Annotated in this window: 19 protein-coding genes (1 of these 19 only partly in view); 14 read left to right on the top strand and 5 right to left on the bottom strand. The window is 70.8% G+C overall.

The genetic code is table 11. From position 1 onward, the window contains the following. Both ACWC09_RS36870 and ACWC09_RS36865 read left to right on the top strand, forming a co-directional pair. Positions 1-267, top strand: the end of a protein-coding gene (locus tag ACWC09_RS36870) for a class I SAM-dependent DNA methyltransferase (RefSeq protein ID WP_450855396.1). 423 nt of this gene lie to the left of the window's left edge; the window shows 267 of its 690 coding nt (coding positions 424-690); its start codon lies off the left edge, out of view; the stop codon is at positions 265-267. A 23-nt stretch (positions 268-290) separates the two neighbouring features. Next, complete coding sequence (locus ACWC09_RS36865; protein ID WP_450855395.1) at positions 291-2129, top strand: SpoIIE family protein phosphatase; 1839 nt, start codon at positions 291-293, stop codon at positions 2127-2129. A 30-nt stretch (positions 2130-2159) separates the two neighbouring features. On the opposite strand, the gene ACWC09_RS36860 is transcribed toward ACWC09_RS36865, so the two are convergent. The 3 genes from ACWC09_RS36860 to ACWC09_RS36850 form a co-directional block, all read right to left on the bottom strand. After that, positions 2160-3632 carry an FAD-binding protein gene (locus ACWC09_RS36860; RefSeq protein WP_450855394.1) on the bottom strand — a complete coding sequence of 491 codons (1473 nt, stop codon included), beginning with the start codon at positions 3630-3632 and terminating at the stop codon, positions 2160-2162. Between the two features lie 195 nt (positions 3633-3827). Continuing rightward, positions 3828-4046: a hypothetical protein gene (locus tag ACWC09_RS36855; RefSeq protein WP_450855393.1), complete on the bottom strand. Its 219-nt coding sequence runs from the start codon at positions 4044-4046 to the stop codon at positions 3828-3830. 228 nt (positions 4047-4274) lie between these two features. Beyond that, positions 4275-4688: a class I adenylate-forming enzyme family protein gene (locus ACWC09_RS36850; RefSeq protein WP_450855392.1), complete on the bottom strand. Its 414-nt coding sequence runs from the start codon at positions 4686-4688 to the stop codon at positions 4275-4277. Between the two features lie 152 nt (positions 4689-4840). Here ACWC09_RS36850 and ACWC09_RS36845 point away from each other — a divergent pair, with 152 nt between their 5' ends. From ACWC09_RS36845 to ACWC09_RS36790, 12 genes are all read left to right on the top strand, one after another. Then, the gene (locus tag ACWC09_RS36845) at positions 4841-5908 is read left to right on the top strand and encodes a glucose-1-phosphate thymidylyltransferase (RefSeq protein ID WP_450855391.1); all 1068 of its coding nucleotides are present in this window, start codon (positions 4841-4843) and stop codon (positions 5906-5908) included. Further along, positions 5905-6897, top strand: coding sequence for a dTDP-glucose 4,6-dehydratase (rfbB, locus tag ACWC09_RS36840; protein WP_450855390.1), 993 nt, complete (start codon positions 5905-5907; stop codon positions 6895-6897). The genes ACWC09_RS36845 and rfbB overlap by 4 nt, the downstream gene beginning before the upstream one ends. Then, a complete protein-coding gene (gene rfbD / locus ACWC09_RS36835) occupies positions 6894-7823 on the top strand; it encodes a dTDP-4-dehydrorhamnose reductase (protein WP_450855389.1) in 930 nt (309 codons plus the stop codon). The genes rfbB and rfbD overlap by 4 nt, the downstream gene beginning before the upstream one ends. Continuing rightward, positions 7820-8419, top strand: coding sequence for an acyltransferase (locus ACWC09_RS36830; RefSeq protein ID WP_450855388.1), 600 nt, complete (start codon positions 7820-7822; stop codon positions 8417-8419). The genes rfbD and ACWC09_RS36830 overlap by 4 nt, the downstream gene beginning before the upstream one ends. 271 nt (positions 8420-8690) lie before the next feature. Beyond that, on the top strand, positions 8691-9854 hold the full coding sequence (locus tag ACWC09_RS36825; RefSeq protein ID WP_450855387.1) for a hypothetical protein: 1164 nt from the start codon (positions 8691-8693) through the stop codon (positions 9852-9854). Then, entirely contained in the window at positions 9851-10621 is a 771-nt protein-coding gene (locus ACWC09_RS36820; RefSeq protein ID WP_450855386.1) for a WecB/TagA/CpsF family glycosyltransferase, read from the top strand. The genes ACWC09_RS36825 and ACWC09_RS36820 overlap by 4 nt, the downstream gene beginning before the upstream one ends. Next, positions 10621-11880: a nucleotide sugar dehydrogenase gene (locus ACWC09_RS36815; protein ID WP_450855385.1), complete on the top strand. Its 1260-nt coding sequence runs from the start codon at positions 10621-10623 to the stop codon at positions 11878-11880. The genes ACWC09_RS36820 and ACWC09_RS36815 overlap by 1 nt, the downstream gene beginning before the upstream one ends. 4 nt (positions 11881-11884) lie before the next feature. Then, positions 11885-13018 carry a non-hydrolyzing UDP-N-acetylglucosamine 2-epimerase gene (wecB, locus tag ACWC09_RS36810; protein WP_450855384.1) on the top strand — a complete coding sequence of 378 codons (1134 nt, stop codon included), beginning with the start codon at positions 11885-11887 and terminating at the stop codon, positions 13016-13018. A 51-nt stretch (positions 13019-13069) separates the two neighbouring features. Further along, positions 13070-13936 (top strand): chain length determinant protein, encoded by an 867-nt coding sequence (locus tag ACWC09_RS36805; RefSeq protein WP_450855383.1) that lies wholly within the window; start codon positions 13070-13072, stop codon positions 13934-13936. After that, complete coding sequence (locus ACWC09_RS36800) at positions 13899-15395, top strand: oligosaccharide flippase family protein (protein WP_450855382.1); 1497 nt, start codon at positions 13899-13901, stop codon at positions 15393-15395. Before ACWC09_RS36805 ends, ACWC09_RS36800 begins: the two co-directional genes overlap by 38 nt. Further along, positions 15392-16438, top strand: a complete 1047-nt coding sequence (locus ACWC09_RS36795) for a hypothetical protein (RefSeq protein ID WP_450855381.1) — start codon at positions 15392-15394, stop codon at positions 16436-16438. The genes ACWC09_RS36800 and ACWC09_RS36795 overlap by 4 nt, the downstream gene beginning before the upstream one ends. Before the next feature lie 14 nt (positions 16439-16452). After that, positions 16453-17244, top strand: a complete 792-nt coding sequence (locus tag ACWC09_RS36790; RefSeq protein WP_450855380.1) for a glycosyltransferase family 2 protein — start codon at positions 16453-16455, stop codon at positions 17242-17244. A 10-nt stretch (positions 17245-17254) separates the two neighbouring features. Here the strand turns inward: ACWC09_RS36790 and ACWC09_RS36785 are convergent, their stop codons facing one another. Both ACWC09_RS36785 and ACWC09_RS36780 read right to left on the bottom strand, forming a co-directional pair. Next, positions 17255-18154 carry a glycosyltransferase family 2 protein gene (locus ACWC09_RS36785; protein ID WP_450855379.1) on the bottom strand — a complete coding sequence of 300 codons (900 nt, stop codon included), beginning with the start codon at positions 18152-18154 and terminating at the stop codon, positions 17255-17257. Then, entirely contained in the window at positions 18151-20166 is a 2016-nt protein-coding gene (locus ACWC09_RS36780; protein WP_450855378.1) for an O-antigen ligase family protein, read from the bottom strand. The genes ACWC09_RS36785 and ACWC09_RS36780 overlap by 4 nt, the downstream gene beginning before the upstream one ends. Positions 20167-20179: the final 13 nt, after the last annotated feature.

Below are 20179 nucleotides of genomic sequence, written 5' to 3'. Positions count from 1 at the left end.
CTGCGGGCCATCCACCACCTGCTGGTTCCGGACGGCCTGTTCGCGCTCTCGATGGTCGAGGCCGACGTGGACGACTTCTCCATCCCGTTCATCGGGAGCACGATCCGGGTCTCCGGCTATCTGCGGGAGGAACTGCGGGAGGTGGTCGAGGCGGCGGGCTTCGACATCGTCGACGAGTCCTCGTACTCGTACGCTCCGGCCATCGCGGACGTCCCGCCGGAGGTACAGATCTTCCTGCGCTGCAGGCGGCGCCCCGACGACTCCTGATCCGCCCGGCTGGAAGGACACGCGTGACGAAGCACCTCGGAGCCGACTCGGGCAGCGGCGGGCAGCCGGCCGGCGGGCAGCCGCCCGCGCGCACGCGCCCGTCGCGGCCTCCCGCTCCGTCACCCGTGGACACCCCCTCCGGACGTCTGCGGCGCGACCGGCCGGCGGTCGCCGAGCTGCAGACCGACCGGCTCCGCTATCTCGACGCGGCGACCCGGCAGATCGCCCGGGGCATCGATCTCGACGAGAGCCTGCAGGAGCTGAGCCGGGTGGCCGTCCCGGCGTTCGCCGACACGGCGTTCATCCATCTGTACGCTCCGCTGCCCGTCGGCGACGACACCGCCGAGGCCCCCGACATCCTGCGGCTGCACACCGCGAACGCGCCGTCCACCGAGTCCGACCCGCCGACACCGGCCGTCGGCGCCGTACGGGCGGCGGAGGTCGTGCGCCCGGCCGCCGCGGGTCTGCTGGCCAAGCTGCTGCGGACCGGACGGCCGGTGTTCGGGAACACGCCGGGCATCCGCTCCGCCGTCGCCGAACTGCTGGGGGTGGTGAACGCCCCGGGCGCGGTACCGCCCGGCAGACGGCTGATCATCGCCCCGCTGCACGGCCGCAGTCACGTCATGGGCAGCGTCGTCCTCGTACGCGGCCCCGGCCGCCCGCATTTCACGTACGACGACCTGCTCGTCGCCTCCCAACTGGCCACGCACACCGCGCTCGCGATCGACAAGGCGGCGGCGTACGAGCGTGAGGCGTCCGTCGCGGACGCGTTGCAGCGCGCGATGCTCCCGCCGTCGCTGCCCGAGCCGACCGGCATCCGACTGGCCAGCCGCTATCTGCCGGCCTCGCGGACCGCGCAGGTGGGCGGCGACTGGTACGACGCGATCCCGCTGCCGGGCAACAGAATCGCCCTGGTCATCGGCGATGTGATGGGCCACTCCATGACGTCGGCCGCGATCATGGGCCAGTTGCGCACCATCGTGCAGACCCTGGCCGGTCTCGACCTGCCGCCGGACGAGATCCTGCACCACCTCGACGAGCAGGCGGAACGACTGGGCAGCGAGCACACCGCGACCTGTCTGTACGCGATGTACGACCCGGTGCTGCACCGGCTGCTGGTGGCCAACGCCGGCCATCTCCCGCCCGTGCTCCTGCATCCCGACGGTCGTCCGGAGGTGCTCGAGGTTCCGCCGGGGGCGCCGATCGGCGTCGGTGTCGGTGGTTTCCAGTCCACCGAGATGCACGCGCCGGCCGGGGCGACCCTGTTGCTGTACACCGACGGTCTGGTCGAGTCCCGCGACTCGGACGTGCTGACCGGGGTGGAACGGCTGCGCTCCCGGCTGAAGGCGGCCGCCTCCGACTCCGCGCCACCGGCGCTGGAGGACCTGTGCGACCGGGCGCTCGGCACGTTGGAGACGGGGAACCGGGACGACGACATCGCGCTGCTCGCCGCCCGGTTCGAGGGCATCCTGCCGGAGACCGTCGCCTACTGGTACATGGCTCCCCGTCCGCAGACCGCGGGGCAGGCCCGTCGGCTGACCCGCCGGACGCTGCACCACTGGGGGCTCGACTCCCTGGTGGAGTCCACCGAGCTCCTGGTCAGCGAGGTGGTGGCCAACGCCGTGCGCTTCGCCTCCCGGCCGATCACCCTGCGGCTGCTGTGCACGGACGTCCTGCGCTGCGAAGTGGAGGACGACTCGTCGGTGGTGCCGAGGATGCGGCACGCCCAGCTGAGCGACGAGGGCGGCCGGGGCCTGTTCCTGGTCGACCAGCTGGCCGAGCGCTGGGGGGCGACACGGCTGAGCACGGGCAAGGTGGTCTGGTTCGAGCAGCCGCTGCCCGGCGACCGGTACCGCCGCTGAGCGGTCCGGCGCCGGCCGCAGGCCTTCGGCTCAGAAGATGCCCTGGCCGGGGACCAGGATGCCCCGTGGGTCGTACGTGTGCTTGGCCGACTTGAATGCCGGCCAGGCCGCACCGAAGTGGGTGCGCCAGTCCGCCTCGGTGAACGGGATGCTGCCGACCGGGTACTGGGTGCCGCCCGCCGCCGCGGTGGCCTCGTAGGCGGAACGGTTGGCGGCCAGCAGTCGGTCGACGGTGACGGTGTCGTCGGGCGGGGTCGCGCGCAGAACGGCGAAGAGGTACGGCACCGGGTCGGCCGGGGCGCTCAGCAGGGGCGTGGTGAGGCGGGCGCGCAGGACCGGGTAGACGAGGACGACACCGGGGCCCAGGTCGGAGGGGGTGAGGGCGTCGAGCACCTCGGCGGTGAGGGCGCGGGCGGACCTGCCGGGGAGCAGCAGGTTGAGCCAGGGGTGTGCGTACGACCAGAGGCCCGCTTCCTTGAGAGCGGCGACGGCGGCCGCGAGCCGGTCGAGGAAGTCGTAGTAGGCGAGGTCGGCACTCTGGACGCCGGTCGGGTTGTGGCGCAGTCCGCGCAGCAAGGCCGTGTCGTCCGGGGCGGGGCCGACCGGAGGGCCGTAGGCGACCGCCTCCAGGGTGTAGACGCGGAACGCTCCGTCGCTGTCCGCCGAGACCTGGCCCTCGACGTAGTCGAAGCGGCCCTCCTCGACGAGGGCGCGCTGGTCCTGGAGGAAGGTGTCCAGGTCGTCGTAGGGCAGGAGGTAGTGGCGTACGGTCTTCGGCGCGCGCACCAGGCGGAGGGTGGCGCCGACGATGACCGCGCACTGGCCGAGGCCGGCCAGGACCGCGTGGAAGAGGTCGGGGCGGCGGGTCGGGGAGCAGCGCACGATTTCGCCTGCGCCGGTGACGACCTGGAGTTCGGTGACGTTGTCGACCTGGGCGCCGTGCCGGTGGGTCTGTCCGCCGATGCCGCCCACGGAGAGGGTGCCGCCGACGGAGAGTTCGAGATAGTCGGTGAAGACGGGCGGGGTGAGGCCGTGGGCGACCGTGGCCTTGGCGACCTCGCTCCATCGGACGCCGGCGCCCACGGTGACGGTGGTGCTGTCCGCTCTCAGGGGGCCGATCTCCGCGAGCGTCGCCGTCTCGATGACCAGGCCGCCTTCGACCTGCGCCTGACCGAAGGTGCCGTGGCCCTGGCCGCGCGGGGCGACGTGCAGACGGTGCTCGTTGCAGAACCGGACCATGGCGACGACGTCACGGACCGATCCGGGGCGCAGGACGGCGACGGGCCGGTGGTGCACGATGTGACCGTAGTCGTCGGCGGCCGCCGTGAGCGACGCGTCGTCCGTGACGAGCGTGCCGTCCAGCGGCGGGATCCCGGCGAGGCCGTCGCTCGCCCCGGCACCGGTCGTGGCCCAGCTGCGGGCCGCGGGGTCGAAGCCGATCACGGCGGCGCCGGTGACCGTGAGACCGCGCAGGACGGTACGGCGTGACGGGGTGTGGGACATGCGCACTACCACCTCCGAAGAAGACCGGAATGATCAATTACATTTGATCTTAGGGGAGTTGGTAGAGCTTTGGTGGGACATGCGCGGCGATACCGGCGTGCGGTGGGGTTCCGGCGCTCAGCTTCCCGGTACGTGGTCCGAGCGAGTCGTGGCCGGGCGGGGTGGGTCCCGGGGTGGGTCCCACCCCCGAGTGAGTCAGATCTCGACGAGGTAGCCGGTGAAGCCCCCCGCGCCGCTCGACACCCCGGAGATCGCCTCGTTGATCTCGTCGAGCGGCCAACTCCTGGGCTCCAGTACGGAGATGTCGATGGACCCGCTGCCCAGCAGCCCGGTGAGTTCCATGCCTTCGGCCGCGGTGAACCAGACCGAGCCGATGAGTTCCATCTGCTCGTCCATCCACCACTTGACGTCCACGCCGAGCTCGCCGGCGGTACCGCCGATGTTGAATCGGCTCCCTTCTGCTGAAGAAGCTCGACCTGGGTGACCACGTCCGCATCAGCGCGCTCGGCATGGGCGGAATCGTCCTCGAACTGACCTACGGCGGTATCTCCAGCTTCCTCCGGGCCAACACGGCCGGGCAGATGGTGCGGCACGTCCTGACGGCGTTCCGCAACTCCGCCCGGGGGTAGCGCGCCGTCCGGCTCAGCCGAGTTCGGCCAGAGCCCCGTCCGCGATCCGCCGGCGCAGGATGAACTTCTGCGTCTTCCCCATGGCGTTGGCGGGGATGTCCTCGGACACGTACCAGTGGCGGGGCGTCTTGTGCGGGGCCAGAGTGGCCCGCAGGTGGTCGTGGAGGGAGGCGGGGTCGGCGGGGTGGATCACGGCGGCGACCTCTTCGCCCCAGTCACGGTCCGGGATGCCCAGCACCACGGCCTCACGGACGAGGGGGTGGGCGGCGAGGACGGCTTCGATCTCCGTGGGATAGATGTTCTCCCCGCCCCGGATGATCATGTCCTTGAGGCGGCCGGTGATCGTGACGTAGCCGCGTTCGTCCATCGCGGCCAGGTCCCCGGTGTGCAGCCAGCCGTCGGCGTCGACGGCCCGCTTGTCCCTCACCTTAGTGGACGCCCGCCCGCCGCCACGGAAGGCCCCTCCATCGCCGCCCTGCCGGTCCGGCAGCCCCACCGAACCGGGCGATCGCCGGGACTCGGACGTATGTTCACGAAAGCCCTTCTTAGGCGGGTCCGGTGTAAGTATGGTGATCGCTTGTGAAGGCACTGTTGTTGTCCGGTGGCTCAGGCACACGTTTGCGCCCCATCACCCACACATCGGCGAAACAACTCGTACCGGTCGCGAACAAACCGGTGCTGTTCTACGGTCTGGAGGCGATCGCGGAAGCGGGCGTCACCGAGGTCGGGATCGTCGTCGGGGACACCGCCGAGGAGATCCGCGAGGCGGTCGGCGACGGTTCCGCGTTCGGGCTCGACGTCACCTACATCCCGCAGGAGGCGCCGCTGGGCCTGGCCCATGCGGTGCTGATCGCCCGGGAGTTCCTGGGCGAGGACGACTTCGTGATGTACCTTGGGGACAATTTCGTCGTCGGCGGCATCACGGATCTGGTGGACGCCTTCCGTGCCGAACGGCCGGACGCGCAGATCCTGTTGACGAAGGTGGCGAACCCGACCGCGTTCGGGGTGGCCGAGCTGGACGCGGCCGGCCAGGTGATCGGTCTGGAGGAGAAGCCCCGGCAGCCCAAGAGCGATCTGGCGCTGGTGGGCGTCTATCTGTTCACGCCGGTGATCCATGAGGCCGTCCGCGCGATCGAGCCGTCCTGGCGCGGCGAGCTGGAGATCACGCACGCCATCCAGTGGCTGATCGACTCCGGCCGTGAGGTGCGCTCCACGATGATCTCCGGCTACTGGAAGGACACCGGGAACGTCACCGACATGCTGGAGGTCAACCGCTCGGTGCTGGAGACCCTGGAGCCCCGGATCGACGGCACGGTAGACGACGGCAGCGAGATCATCGGCCGGGTGCGGATCGAGGCCGGGGCGAAGGTGACCGGCAGCCGGATCGTGGGCCCGGTGGTCGTCGGCGCCAACACCGTGATCGCCGACTCCTACGTCGGCCCCTTCACCTCGATCGCCGACGACTGCCGGATCGAGGACAGCGAGATCGAGTACTCGATCGTGCTGCGCGACTCCTCGCTCAGCGGCGTCGGACGGGTGGAGGCCTCCCTCATCGGCCGCAACGTCGAGGTGACCCCCGCGCCCCGCAAGCCCGCCGCCCACCGTCTCGTCCTCGGCGACCACAGCAAGGTGCAGATCTCCTCATGACGACCAGAATCCTGGTGACCGGCGGTGCCGGTTTCATCGGCTCGCACTACGTCCGTACGCTGCTCGGTCCGGCCGGTCCGGGTGAGGTGGCGGTGACGGTGCTGGACAAGCTCACCTACGCGGGCAACCCGGCCAACCTCGACGAGGTCCGCGACCACCCCGGCTTCGCCTTCGTCAAGGGCGACATCTGTGACGCCGAACTGGTCGGCGAACTCCTCGCCGAGCACGACGAGATCGTCCACTTCGCGGCCGAGTCGCACGTCGACCGCTCCATCCTGGGCGCCGGGGAGTTCGTCCGCACCAACGTCGTGGGCACCCAGACCCTGCTGGACGCGGCCCTGCGCACGCGCAGACCGAAGACCTTCCTGCACATCTCCACCGACGAGGTGTACGGCTCCCTCGACTCCGGCTCCTGGCCGGAGACCGACCCCCTGCGCCCCAACTCCCCCTACGCCGCCTCGAAGGCGTCGAGCGACCTGCTCGCCCTCTCCTACCACCGCACCCACGGCCTCGATGTGCGGGTGACCCGCTGCTCCAACAACTACGGGCACCACCAGTTCCCCGAGAAGGTCATCCCGCTGTTCGTCACGAATCTCCTGGACGGCAGGAATGTCCCGCTCTACGGCGACGGCGGCAACGTCCGCGACTGGCTGCACGTCGACGACCACGTCCGGGGCATCGAGCTGGTGCGGGCCAAGGGGCGGCCCGGCGAGGTCTACAACATCGGCGGCGGCACCGAGCTGTCCAACAAGGAGCTGACCGGCCTGCTGCTGCAGGCCTGCGGCGCGGACTGGGACACCAGCGTCGAGTACGTCGCGGACCGCAAGGGCCATGACCGCCGCTACTCGGTGGACTGCGCGAAGATCCGTACGGAGTTGGGCCATCAACCCCGCAAGGACTTCGCCACCGGCCTCGCGGAGACGGTCACTTGGTACCGCGAGAACCGCTCCTGGTGGGAGCCGCTCAAGGAGCAGGCGGCGAGGCGATGACCACGACCTGGCTGATCACCGGCGCCACCGGAATGCTCGGGCAGGACGTTCTGGCCCGGCTCGGGCAGGACGACGAGCCCGCTCTCGGCCTGTGCCGTGGCGACCTCGACCTCACCGACGCCGACAGCGTGCACGCCGCGGTCGACGCGCACCGTCCCCGGATCGTGGTCAACTGCGCCGCGTGGACGGCCGTGGACGACGCCGAGACGCACGAGGCGGACGCCCTGCGGGTCAACGGCGACGCACCCCGCCACCTCGCCGAGGCGTGCGCGAAGGCCGGGGCCGTGCTGATCCAGGTCTCGACGGACTACGTCTTCGACGGCGCCGGCACCAGCCCGTACCCCGAGGACGCCGCGACGGCACCGCGCAGCGCGTACGGACGGACCAAACTGGCCGGAGAACAGGCGGTGTCTGCCACCCTCTCGGACACGGGGTACGTCGTGCGCACGGCCTGGCTGTACGGGGCGGGTGGCGGGAACTTCGTCCGTACGATGATCGGGCTCGAGTCGGCCCGGGACACCGTGGACGTGGTCGACGACCAGCGCGGACAGCCCACCTGGACGGTGGACCTCGCGGACCGGCTGGTCCGGCTCGGGCGTGCCGCCCTGGCCGGAACCGCGCCCCCCGGGGTCTACCACGGCACCAGCGGTGGGGAGACGACCTGGTTCGGCCTGGCACGGGAGGTCTTCCGGCTGCTCGGTGCGGACCCGGCCCGGGTTCGGCCGACGACCAGTACCGCCTTCGTACGACCGGCTCCCCGCCCCGCGTACAGCGTTCTCGGACACGACCGTTGGCCGCAGGCCGGGATCGAGCCCATCCGTCCGTGGCGCGAGGCGCTCCAGGCGGCGTTTCCGGCTCTGCTCGACGAGACGCCCGGCCACGAGCCCGGTGAGAAGAAGGACAAGAAGAAAGGTTCAGCCCGGTGAGTTCCAGGATCCAGCCGACCGCCCAGGTCGACGAGACGGCCACGATCGGCGACGGGACGACCATCTGGGATCTGGCCCAGATACGGGAGGACGCCCGGCTCGGCGGCGGATGCATCGTGGGCCGGGGCGCCTATGTCGGCCCGGGGGTGCGGATCGGCGACCACGTCAAGCTCCAGAACTATGCGCTGGTCTATGAGCCCGCGGTGCTCGGCGACGGGGTGTTCGTCGGCCCGGCGGCGGTCCTCACCAACGACTACTTCCCGCGTTCGGTGGACCCCCAGGGCAGGCTCAAGCGCGGCGACGACTGGGAGGCCGTGGCCGTGGTGGTGGACGAGGGGGCCTCGCTGGGGGCCCGTTCGGTGTGTGTGGCGCCGGTGCGAATCGGCCGGTGGGCTCTCGTCGCGGCCGGCGCCGTGGTGACCCGGGACGTGCCCGATTTCGCTCTCGTGGCCGGTGTACCGGCGCGCCGGATCGGCTGGGTGGGCCGGGCCGGCGTACGACTGGCCGAGCGGGACGGGGAGTTGGGCGTGTGGGAGTGCCCCGAGACGGGCGCGCTGTACGACGAGAAGGACGGCGTGCTCCTCGAACGCGCATGACTCGTGTTTCCGCCAAATCGCAAATCTTCGAACATTCACCGGCATAACATGTGTACGAACTGTGCAGACCAAGCACAATGAGCACACTAACCGGTAGTGCCCAGGGGGGGTTACGGGGTGGAAACACCTGTGTCTGCAACCAGGAGCGGGAATCGCTCCGACACCTGACGTCTGACGTCTGACGTCCGCCTTGCGCCGCGTGGCGATCGCGCCGCGGCGATCACCAGTTTGTCCGCAACAGGACCCACAGGGGGGTCGGTGTGCCCAGAAGATGACCAACACACGTCTCGCGGAGCTCGGTCGTGAGGAACCGCCGCTGCTCGCGCTCGCCCAACGGCTCCTCGCGGTAGCCGAGTCGGGGCTTCCGTCGATGCTGCTCCCCGGCGGTGAGGCCTTCGTCTTCACCATGGCCGGGCACCGGGCCCCGGACGGTTCCTGGGCCCTGGAGCAGCGCGGGACCAGCACCCGGTACGCGGCCATCACCGCGTTGGGGGTCCGCTTCCTGCCCGAGGAGCGTCAGCGCGCGGTACTGGCGGGGCGTACCGCCCAGGAGTTCACGGGCCTGCTGGTGGAGTCGCTGCCCGCGGTGACCAACCTCGGCGACGCGGCGCTCATCGCCTGGGCCGCCGCCGAGACCGGGCACCCCAAGCTCTCCGACGCCGTCGAACGGGTCGAGGCCCTCGACGAGGACGGCCGGCCGCAGTACACCGTCGAGGCGGCCTGGGTGCTGTCCGCCCTCGCCGCGGCTCGCGACACGGTCGATGTGGAGAGACGTTTCACCGTCGCCCGCGACCGTCTGCTGCGGGCCCGCATCGGTGACAGCCCGCTCTTCCCGCACGCCACCGGACCCGGGCTGCTGCCCTGGTACCGGGCCCATGTCAGCTGCTTCGCGGACCAGACCTACCCTCTCCAGGCCTTGGCCCGCGCCCATGCCAGCGACGACCAGGGCGGCGATCCCGAGGCGCTGGCCGCGGCCGATGCCTGTGCGGCTCGCATCTGCGAACTGCAGGGCGACGGCGGCCAGTGGTGGTGGCACTACGACGCGCGCACCGGCGGTGTCGTGGAGGGCTACCCGGTCTACAGCGTCCACCAGCACGCGATGGCGCCGACCGCCCTGTTCGACCTCACCGACGCCGGCGGCACCGACTTCGGCGCGGCGATCCGCAAGGGTCTCGGCTGGATGACGGAGGTACCGGAACTGGCCGCCGACCCGGAGCCGTTGATCCACGACGACCTCGGTGTCACCTGGCGCAAGGTCTACCGGGGCGACCCCAAGAAGGCGGTACGGGCGGTCCGCGGACTCGGCACCCGGCTCTCGCCGAGCCTCCGGCTGAAGTCCCTGGACCGGGTCTACCGCCCGCTCTCCGTGGACCGTGAGTGCCGGCCGTACGAGTTCGGCTGGATGCTCCACGCCTGGCAGGGGGGCGCGATATGAGCGAGCGCACGTCCCTCTTCGGGGTCGAGCTGGACCCGCTGACCATGGACGAGACCGTCGAGCGCTGCCTCATGGCGGTGCGCGAGGACCGGCAGCTGGAGATCGGCGTGGTCAACGCCGCGAAGCTGGTGAACATGCGGCGCGACCCGCGGCTCGCCGAGGCCGTGGCCGGCTGCGATCTGGTCGTGGCCGACGGACAGGCCGTGGTGTGGGCCGGGCGGGTGCTGCGCGCCCGGCTGCCCGAGCGCGTGGCCGGTATCGACCTGTTCCTGCGGCTGCTCGCCGAGGCGGAATCGAACAGCATGTCGGTGTACTTCCTCGGTGCCAAGGAGGAGGTGCTGGAGGAGATGCTGCTCCGGGTCGCCGACCGCTTCCCCGGCCTGAAGGTGGCCGGCAGCCGCAACGGCTACTTCGACGACTCCCAGCAGGAGTCCATCGCGGACGACATCGCCCGCAGCGGCGCCCACATGCTGTTCCTCGGCATGACCTCGCCGAAGAAGGAGATCTTCACCGCCGCCTACGGAGCCCGCACCGGCGCCCGCGTGGTGCACGGCGTCGGCGGCTCCTTCGACATCCTGGCCGGCGTCACCAAGCGGGCGCCCGAGACCTGGCAGCGGTGGGGCATGGAGTGGCTCTACCGCGCGCTGCAGGAGCCGCGCCGCCTCGGCCGGCGCTACCTCACCACCAACGCTGCCTTCCTTCTCATGACGGCACGCGAGTTCATCCGGCTCACCCCACAGGCCGCCTCCCCGAACAGGAGCCACTGATGCGCGTAGTCGTGGTCGGACAGGGATACGTCGGCCTGCCGCTGGCCATCCGGGCGGCCGAGGTCGGCCACGAGGTGATCGGCTACGACGTCGACGCCCGGCGGATCAAGAGCCTCGCCGCCGGTGAGTCCTTCGTCGAGGACGTCTCCTCGGAGCGGATCCGGGCGGCGCTGGACAACGGCAGCTACCGGCCGAGCGAGTCGGCGCGGGACTGCGGCGGCTTCGACGTCGCCGTGGTGACCGTGCCGACGCCGCTGCACGAGGGCACCCCGGACCTGCGGTACATCAGGGAGTCGGCGGCCACCCTCGCCCGCTACCTGCGCCCGGGTGCCACCGTCGTCCTGGAGTCGACGACCTATCCCGGCACCACCCAGGAGCTGTTCGCCCCGATCCTGGAGGACGGCTCGGGCCTGACCGCGGGCGCCGACTTCCACCTCGGCTACAGTCCGGAGCGGATCGACCCCGGCAACACCGTCTGGGGTTTCAAGGAGACCCCGAAGGTCGTCTCCGGCGTGGACCCGGCGTCCCTCAAGGCGGTGCAGGACTTCTACGGCCAACTCGTCGACACCACCGTGCCGGTGAGCTCGCCGAAGGAGGCCGAGCTCGCCAAGCTCCTGGAGAACACCTTCCGGCATGTGAACATCGCGCTGGTCAACGAGATCGCGATGTTCGCCCACCACCTGGACATCGACGTCTGGCAGGCCATCGACGCCGCGTCCAGCAAGCCCTTCGGCTTCATGAAGTTCACGCCCGGACCGGGCGTCGGCGGCCACTGCCTGCCGATCGACCCCTCGTACCTGTCCTGGCGGGTGCAGCGCGAACTCGGCCAGAGCTTCCGCTTCGTGGAGCTGGCCAACGACATCAACAACCACATGCCGGACTATGTGACGCGCCGTATCGCCGACCTGTTCAACGCGAGACGCCGGTCCGTGAACGGTTCGCGCATCCTGCTGCTGGGGCTCGCGTACAAGAAGAACACCGGCGACGCCCGCGAGTCGCCGGCGCTGCGGATCTCCCAACTCCTGCTCGACATGGGCGCCCAGGTCAGGGCGGCGGATCCGCACGTGGTCGAGAGCCTGCCGGTGGACACCCGGCTGGTACGGGTCGAACCGACCCCCGAGGAGCTGGCGTCCGCCGACGTCGTGGTCCTCCTCACCGACCACGACGGCTTCGACTACGAACTCATCACCGAACACGCTCCCTTCGTCCTCGACTGCCGCCGCCGGCTGCCGTCGGGACCCACGATCGAGGTGCTCTGAACCCATGCCGCGCATCGTCTGCGTCGCCGGGGCCCGCCCCAACTACATGAAGATCAAACCGGTGATGGACGCCCTGGAACGCCGGGGCGCCGAGGTGGTCCTCGTCCACACCGGCCAGCACTACGACCCGGCCATGAACGACGTGTTCTTCGCCGACCTCGGCATCCGTCCGCCCGACCGGTATCTCGGGGTCGGCTCCGGCACCCACGCCGAGCAGACCGGACGCGTGATGACCGCCTTCGAGCCGCTCCTGGAGGAGGTCGCCCCGGACGTCGTCGTCGTGGTCGGCGACATCAACTCCACGCTGGCCTGCGCCCTGGTCACCGCCAAGGCCGGACCACTCCTCGCCCATGTCGAGGCGGGCCTGCGCAGCCGCGACTGGAGCATGCCGGAGGAGGTCAACCGCGTCGCCACCGACCGCGTCAGCGACTATCTGCTGGCCCCCTCCCCCGACGCCGCGGAGAACCTGCGCGCGGAGGGGTACCGGGAGGACCAGATCCACCTGGTCGGCAACGTCATGATCGACACGCTGCTGGCCAACCTGGAACGGGCCCGGTCCTCGGACATCCTCGATCAATACGGCCTGTCCACGGGCGCGTTCGGCCTGGTCACCCTGCACCGGCCCGCCAACGTGGACGACCCGGAGGTCCTCGCCGGGCTCCTGAAGGCCCTGGGCGAGATCGCCGGCCGCTGCCCGCTCGTCCTGCCCGTGCACCCGCGCGCGGCCGGAAAGCTGGCCGACATCGGCGTCCCCGGGGGCATCCGGCTCGTACCGCCCGCCGGATACCTGGACTTCATCGCCCTGCAGGACGCCGCCCGCGTGGTGCTGACCGACTCCGGCGGAGTCCAGGAGGAGACCACGGCGCTGGGCGTGCCGTGCGTGACCCTGCGGGACAACACCGAGCGGCCCATCACCGTCGAGCAGGGCACCAATGTGCTGGCCGGCCGGGACCCCGCACGGATCGTGTCCACCGTGAACGCGGTGCTGGACGCGCCTCCCGCGCCGCGCCGGCCCGATCTGTGGGACGGCCTCGCCAGCGACCGTATCGCCGAGGTGTTGCTGGAGGGAGGCACCGCGAGCACCCGGCCGAGACCCACCGACCAGCCCAGCCCCGAGGACCGAACGTTCCCCATATGATCCGCCTGCAACATATGCTCGTCGAACGTCTGGTCGTAAGGGGGGACCACCATGGATCTCGCTGAGATCTTCCGGGTCATGCGCAGGCGCTGGTACGTCCTGCTGCCCGGGCTGCTGCTGACGGCCGGCCTGATCGTCGGCGTGGTACTGCTGGTTCCGGTCAGCTACCAGTCACAGAGCACGGTGGTCCTCCTCAACTCCCAGAAGGCCACGGTGGCCTACGACGGCAACCCGTTCCTGAGCACTCAGACCTCGCTCACCGGCATGGCCGACAGCCTGGCCCGCAATCTCAACTCGGACGTCTCCATCCGGGAGCTGAAGTCCCGTGGTGCGAAGGGCACGTTCGAGGCCAAGCTCGCCGACAACGCGCAGGGCCCACTGATGTGGCTCACCGTGACCGGCACGGACAAGGCCTCCGTCCTGGCCTCGGACAAGATCCTGACCTCGTACGCCAAGGAGCGGCTGGACCAGTTCCAGCGGCAGCAGAAGGTCACCTCCAAGGCGATGATCCGTATGACGACGATCGTGCCTCCGCAGAACCCGGTGGCGCAGACCAAGACGCGGATCGAGTACATGGTGATGGCCGGCGCCCTGGGCCTGGTGCTGAGTCTGGTGCTCGTCTTCTACGTGGAGGCGCGCCGCCGGTCCCGCCCGGTACCGCAACCGGTGGAACCCACGCTGCCGGAGGAGCCCGTTCAGCGGGTCACCGTGCCCGAACCCGAGACCGAGACCGAGGAACGGGTCGCGGAACAGACGATGGCCCTGCGGACCCCGCCCAGCTGGTCGCGGTCCGCCGGACAGAGGACCGGCGCGGAACAGAGGGCGGGGCGGTCCGCCACGGCCGTGGCCCCCGCCGAGCCGCTCGACGAGGAGTCGACTCATGGACAGCGTTCGCACACCGGACAGCGAGACCGCTGAACCGAGCGACACCCCGGCGCCCGCGGCCCCCGACTCCTTCGGCCGGAAGGTCCGGTCGGCGGCCCGCTGGAGCCTGATCAACACCGTGGTCATGCGCCTGGGCAACTTCGCCACCGGCATCCTGCTGGCACGGTTCGCCCTGGGACCCGCGGAGTGGGGTGTCTACGGCATCGCCCAGACCGTCCTCCTGGTCCTGCTCTCCGCCAACGAACTGGGCGTCAGTCTGGCCATCGTCCGCTGGGAGGGCGACCCGCGCCGCTTCGCACCGACGGTGCTGACCCTGGCGACCGCGTCCAGCGGTCTGCTGTACGCCGCCCTGTTCTTCGCGGCGCCGACGGTGGCCGGGCTGCTCGACTCGCCCGACGCCTCGGGCGTACTGCGGGTGATGTGCCTGTGCCTGGTGATCGACGGGATCGCCCAGGTGCCGGCCGGCTACCTGACCCGGGAGTTCGCGCAGGGCAGGCGGATGGTCATCGACGCGCTGAACTTCGTGCTCAGCACCGCGGTGACCCTGGCGCTGGCCTTCGCCGGCTGGGGCGCGATGAGCTTCGCCTGGGGCGCGGTCGCGGGCAACATCGCCGCCCTCGTCGGCTGCGCCCTGGCCGCCCCCGGTCTGCTGCGGTTCGGCTGGGACCCCGGGCAGGCCCGCGCCCTGCTGAGGTTCGGGCTCCCGCTGGCGGGCGCGAGCCTGCTCGCCCTCGCCGTGGTCAACGTCGACACCATGGTCGTCGGCTCCACCCTCGGCGGGGTCTTCCTCGGCTACTACGTCCTGGCCTTCAACATGTCGGGCTGGCCGGTGCGGGTCATCTCCGAAGCGGCCCGGCGGGTCTCCTTCGCCGGCTTCTCCCGTCTCGCCGACTCCCCGCAGGCCCTGGCCCAGGGCTTCAGCCGCGCCCTGGGAGTGCTGGTCGCCGGCACCGTCCCGCTGTGCGTACTGCTCGGCGGCCTCGCCGGCCCCGTCGTCCGACTCGTCTACGGCGGCAAGTGGTTGCCCGCCGCCGACGCCCTGCCCTGGCTGATGGCCCTGGGCCTGATCCGCATCGGCTGCGAACTCGCCTACGACTGTCTCGTCGCCGTCGGTCAGCGCCGCTCCCTCATCCTCGTGCAGGGGTTGTGGGTCGTCGCACTGATCCCGGTCCTGATCGTCGGCGCTCGCACGGGCGGCATCGTCGGCGTCTCCCAGGGCCATGTCCTGGTCGGTGCCGGCCTGGTCGTGCCGGTGTTCCTCTACGCCCTCGGCCGCGCGGGCATCGGACTCGTCCACATCGCCAGAGCCTGTGCCTGGCCCTTCCTCGGGGGAATCGTGATGACCCTGGTGATCCTCGCCGCCAAGCAGCTCCTCGGCGACGGCACCCCGGCCCTGTTCGCCATCGGCACGGCCGCGCTGGCCAGTTATGTGGTGTGCGTGCTGCCCGGGCGCCGTTTCCTGCTGGGCTCCCGGGCGGTGGCGACCGTATGAACCGGCTCCGCCTCCTGCTCGCCGGCCTGACCCTGGTGCTGTGCGTCGGCTGCTCCGAAAGCACCGGCTCGACCGCGGCGTCCCAGGCTCCGAGCACCACCCAGGACGCGCCCTCTCCGTCGGCGAGCCCCAGCGCCGGCCCCTCGGCCTCGCCGTCCAGCGCCTCTCCCTCGGCTCACGCCACGCACAGCTCTCCGAGTGCCACTCCCTCGGCGCGCGCCACGACCATCGCACCGCAGGAAGCCGCCTTCCCCGACGCCCGGTCCGCCGGCCCCCGTATCTCCCTCAAGCCGGACAACACGGGGAACCTGAGCATCAGAAGAAGCGGCATGGTCATCAAGGGCAGGAACATCACCGGCTCGCTCGACATCTACGCGAACAACGTGACCATCGTCGACTCCAAGATCACCTCCACCAACTGGTGGGGGGTCAATCTGCGCCCCGGCTACCACGGGCTGCGGATCCTGCACAGCACCATCACCGCCGTCCCCGGCAAGGGTCCCGACAACGGCGGTGTCGACTACGCCGTCTCCAACATGGGCAGCAGCTCCATCGAGGTCGGGTGGTGCGACATCTCCGTCTTCGGCAACGCCCTTTCCATGGGGCAGGGCAACATCCACGACAACTACGTCCACGACCTCGTGCCGTTCCGCAACGAGGGCGGCGAGTGGCAGCACACCGACGCGGTGATCAGCAGCGGCGGCAGCACCGGCACACTGACCATCCGGCACAACACCCTGCTCAACCCGGTCGCCGTCGACCAGGGCGCGTCCGCGGCCATCGGCCTGTTCGCCGACACCGGCCATGTCTCCAACACCGTCGTCGACAACAACCTGCTGGCCGGCGGCGCGTACGCCCTCTACGGCGGCGGTGACGGGGCCACCGGGATCACCGTCACCAACAACGTCTTCTCGACCCGGTACCACGGCAACTCCGGTGTCTACGGCGCCGTCACCGCCTGGAACGCCGGTGGCTCCGGCAATGTCTGGCAGGGCAACCGGTTCTCCGACGGCACCGCGCTCACCCCCAAGCCGGCCGACTGAGGAGGACCACCATCGTGAGACGCATCGCCCGCGCCCCCTGGGAGTTCCTCAAGCGCGCCTTCGGCTGGCTCGTCCTCTTCGAGCTCCGCAACAAGGTCCTCCTCGCGCCCTCCGCCATCCGGCTGCGCCGCCTGGAGACCGCCGAGGTACGCCGCCTCACGGCCACCGTGTCCGCCCTGCCCGACGCCCTCGTCGCCACGGTCATCGCCACCCACCGCCGTCCCGACGAGCTGCGGGCGGCCGTACGGTCCGCGCTCGCCCAGACCGTCACCGACCAGGTCGTCATCGTGGTGGACGACGGCGCCGGACTCCCCGAACTCCCGGACGACCCGCGGCTGTTCGCCGTCTCGCTCGCGCACAACGTCGGCATGGCCGGTGTCGTGCGCAACGTCGGCATCCGGCTCACCCGCTCGCGGTACATGGCCTTCCTCGACGACGACAACCTGTGGGAACCCGACCACCTGGAGCGAGCGTTGGCGGTCCTGGAGTCCCCCGACGGACCCGACGGCGTCTACACGGCCCTGCGCCGCGTGCTGCCGGACGGCACCGAACGGGACATCCTGTCCGTGCCGTTCGACCGCCACCGGGCCGCCCGCGAGTCCTTCCTGGACACCAACGCCTTTGTGGCGAAGCGCGACAGAGCTCTGCGCTTCAGCCGGTTGCGGCGCACCCCGAAGGTGCTGCCGCGCGAGGACTGGGAACTCGTGTACCGCTACAGCCGCGGTCACGAGGTGCGCCACGTACCGCACGCCACCGTGCGGTACCTGGTCAACCCCGGGAGTTTCTATACGACTTGGTCCGGCTGAGGGCCGGGCCTCACGGTCCCGGCGTGGCCCGCAGCGCGCCCGGCCGGAGCAGCGCGGTCGCCGCCATGCGGCTGGCCTTGCGGCCGAAGGCGGCCCTCGACGCCTCGCGCAGGAACACGGCACCCCTGAAGCACGCCGTGGCGAGGGCGCTGTGCCGCCGCCTGTACAGCCGTACGCGATTGAGGGTGAGCAGGGTCCACAGCCGGGGCGACACCTGGGAGTCGCCGCCCAGGTGGACGGCCTCGGCCGTCGGCTCCAGCTGCGTGGCGTATCCGAGGTCCCGGGCGCGCAGGCAGTACTCGGTCTCCTCCGAGTAGAGGAAGAATGACTCGTCCCACGGACCGCACGCGGCCAGGCAGTCGGCCGAGACGGCCATGAGCGCCCCGGTCGCCCAGTCCGCGCGCGTGGGTCGGCTGTACGCGGCCGGGTCGGTGACGAGTTCGCTCAGGCTCGGGAAACGCCCGGCCCGGCGGTTGCCGATCACGGCCTCGCCCAGCGCCCGGGACACGCTGGACTCGCGGCGCAGCGAGAAGTGGGGCGTGTCATGGCCCTCTTCGTAGAGGAGGGGTACGGCGATCCCCACTCCGTCGCCCAGTCGGTCCACGAGCCGTTTGGCGCAGCCCTGCCGCATCCGGATGTCGGGGTTGCAGATGAGCACACCTCCGTGGTCACCGGCGGCGTTCAGCGCCGCGTTGACGCCCGCCGCGTATCCGGCGTTGCGGCCGGTCCGGACGACCGTGGCGTCGGGGGCCAGCGTGCGCAGCACCTCCAAGGTGTCGTCGGCGGAGTCGTTGTCGGCGACGACGAGCCGCCAGTCCAGGCCGGCCATGCCGTCGGGAAGCGCGGCGAGGAACCCGGGGAGCACCGAGGCGCTGTTCCAGGTGACGACGAGGACGGCGATCGGGCTCAACGGGACTCCACGAGTTGGGGGAGCTGGTCTTCGGAGGTCCTGCGGGGCGCCGGGACCGCGGACGCGGACACCTCGCGCCGGATGAAGCCCAGGTAACTGCACCCCGCTCCCAGCATCAGGAAGTACATGCCGGCGAACATGGGGAAGCTGAGCGAGTCGAAGGTGGCGCTGATGACCAGGGCGACCAGCGACGAGGCGAAGAAGGCCTGCCCCAGTTCGCGGTCGGCGTCGCTACGGGCCAGCCGCCGGATGGCGCCGCCCTGGTGGATGCCGGTGATGAACAGGATGAGCAGGGCGATCAGCCCGAGCACGCCCATCTCGGCCAGAGCGAGCATGTACTGGTTGTCCGTGAAGAAGTACAGGTCGGGCGTGAAGGTGCCGAAGCCCCGCCCGAACAGCGGATGTTCCTTCAGGTACGGCACGATCGCGCTGTACTTGACCGTGCGGGCCTGGGTGCTGCTGTCGGAGTTGGACAGGAACGACGCGAACAGACCCGTGATCGTGCCGATCAGCCCGGGGATCAGCACCTTGAAGACGGCCACGGAGGCCGTCATCACGCCGATCGCCGCCCAGCGCTGGGCCGGCTTCCAGCGCGGCACCATCACCAGGGCGACGATGAGCAGCCCGATGATCGAGGTCCGCGACACCGACAGGGGCAGCGCACCGGCCATCAGCACCACCGGCGCCCAGCGACGCAGGACGTGGAGGTGACGGCGTACGGGATCGAGGGCCTGGTGGATCGCGAAGGGCAGCAGGATCGCCAGCATGCCGGCGAACTCCAGGGGCTGGGCCGTGGTGGCGCGGGGCCGGGTGAAGGCACCGCGGTCCAGGGTGGTCACCGCGGCCACGCTGCTCTGGAGACCGGGGATGTGGATGGAGTCGGCGATGTTGGTGGCGGCGAAGAAGTCGTAGAAGCCGATCGCGGCGACGAGGGACGCCATCACCACCACACGGCGCATCAGCACGTCCAGTCGGGCGCGCTCCTGGACGGCCGCCGAGGTCAGCACGACCAGGGACACCCACACCAGGTACCCGATGAGCCCCCGGTCTGCGCCGAGGACCTCCTCGTGGGAGCTCTCGCGCATGGCGTCCGCGATGTACGCGGCCATGACGGCGAGTCCGAGCACGCACACCACGACCCGTACCAGTCGGGTGCCCGGCGCGGGCAGGACGCGGCCGCCGAGCCAGGTCGCCAGGTACCACAGCAGCCCCAGCAGGGCGAAGACGTTGGCCGGGGTGCCGACGCCGCCGAGGGCCGGCAGGGCCAGGTTCGACGGGATGAAGAAGGCGAGCACCAGATAGACGGTGAGGACCGCGGTCGCGTCGACCCGGCGGCTCAGCCAGCCCGGTCGTTCCCGCTTCGGGACGCGGGCCTCCTGCGGCCGTGGCGTCCCCTGGCGCCGGCGGCGGACCACCGCGACGCCCTCCATCAGGATCGACAGCAGGAAGGCGCTGACGACGCCCAGGATGATCACGGCCGCGATGTCCTGGTAGCGGCTCTTGGACTTCGCCACCGGTGTCTGCGGCAGCACGACCGGCGCGGTCTGCACGAGGTAGGCGGGCGGGACCTTGGCGGCGGCCTGCAGGGCGTCGAGCTGCTCACCGGCGAAGGTGGTCAGGGTGTTGGTCTCCTTCAGCACCTTCGCCCGGTCGGTGCCGGTGACGCTGAGCACCAGCAGCGGGCTGTCGCTCTCCGGCGCGAAGCCGGCCGTGTACTGGTCGGTGACGCCACGGCTCCGCAGCTCCTTGGCGGCGTCGCTGGATTCGAGGGTCCTGATCAGCACGTCGGCGGTGACGATGAGCGAACCGCCCGCGTTCGAGATGGGGTTGCCGAAGGTCGGGGCCAGCCGGGCGACGGCCGAGGAGTCCAGCAGCGCGACCGAGCTCTGCGACTCGTAGGAGACGGGGACTGACACATAGAGATAGGCGCCGCCGAGCAGGCTGAGCACGGTGAAGGGCACCATGAAGTACCAACGACGGCGCAGAATGGCCCATATCTCACCAAGGCTCACAATTCCTCCCCCG

It is taken from the genome of Streptomyces sp. NPDC001617 (assembly GCF_053596855.1).
The sequence above is the reverse complement of the archived record's forward strand: the minus strand, read 5'-3'. Positions and strand labels throughout refer to the sequence as shown.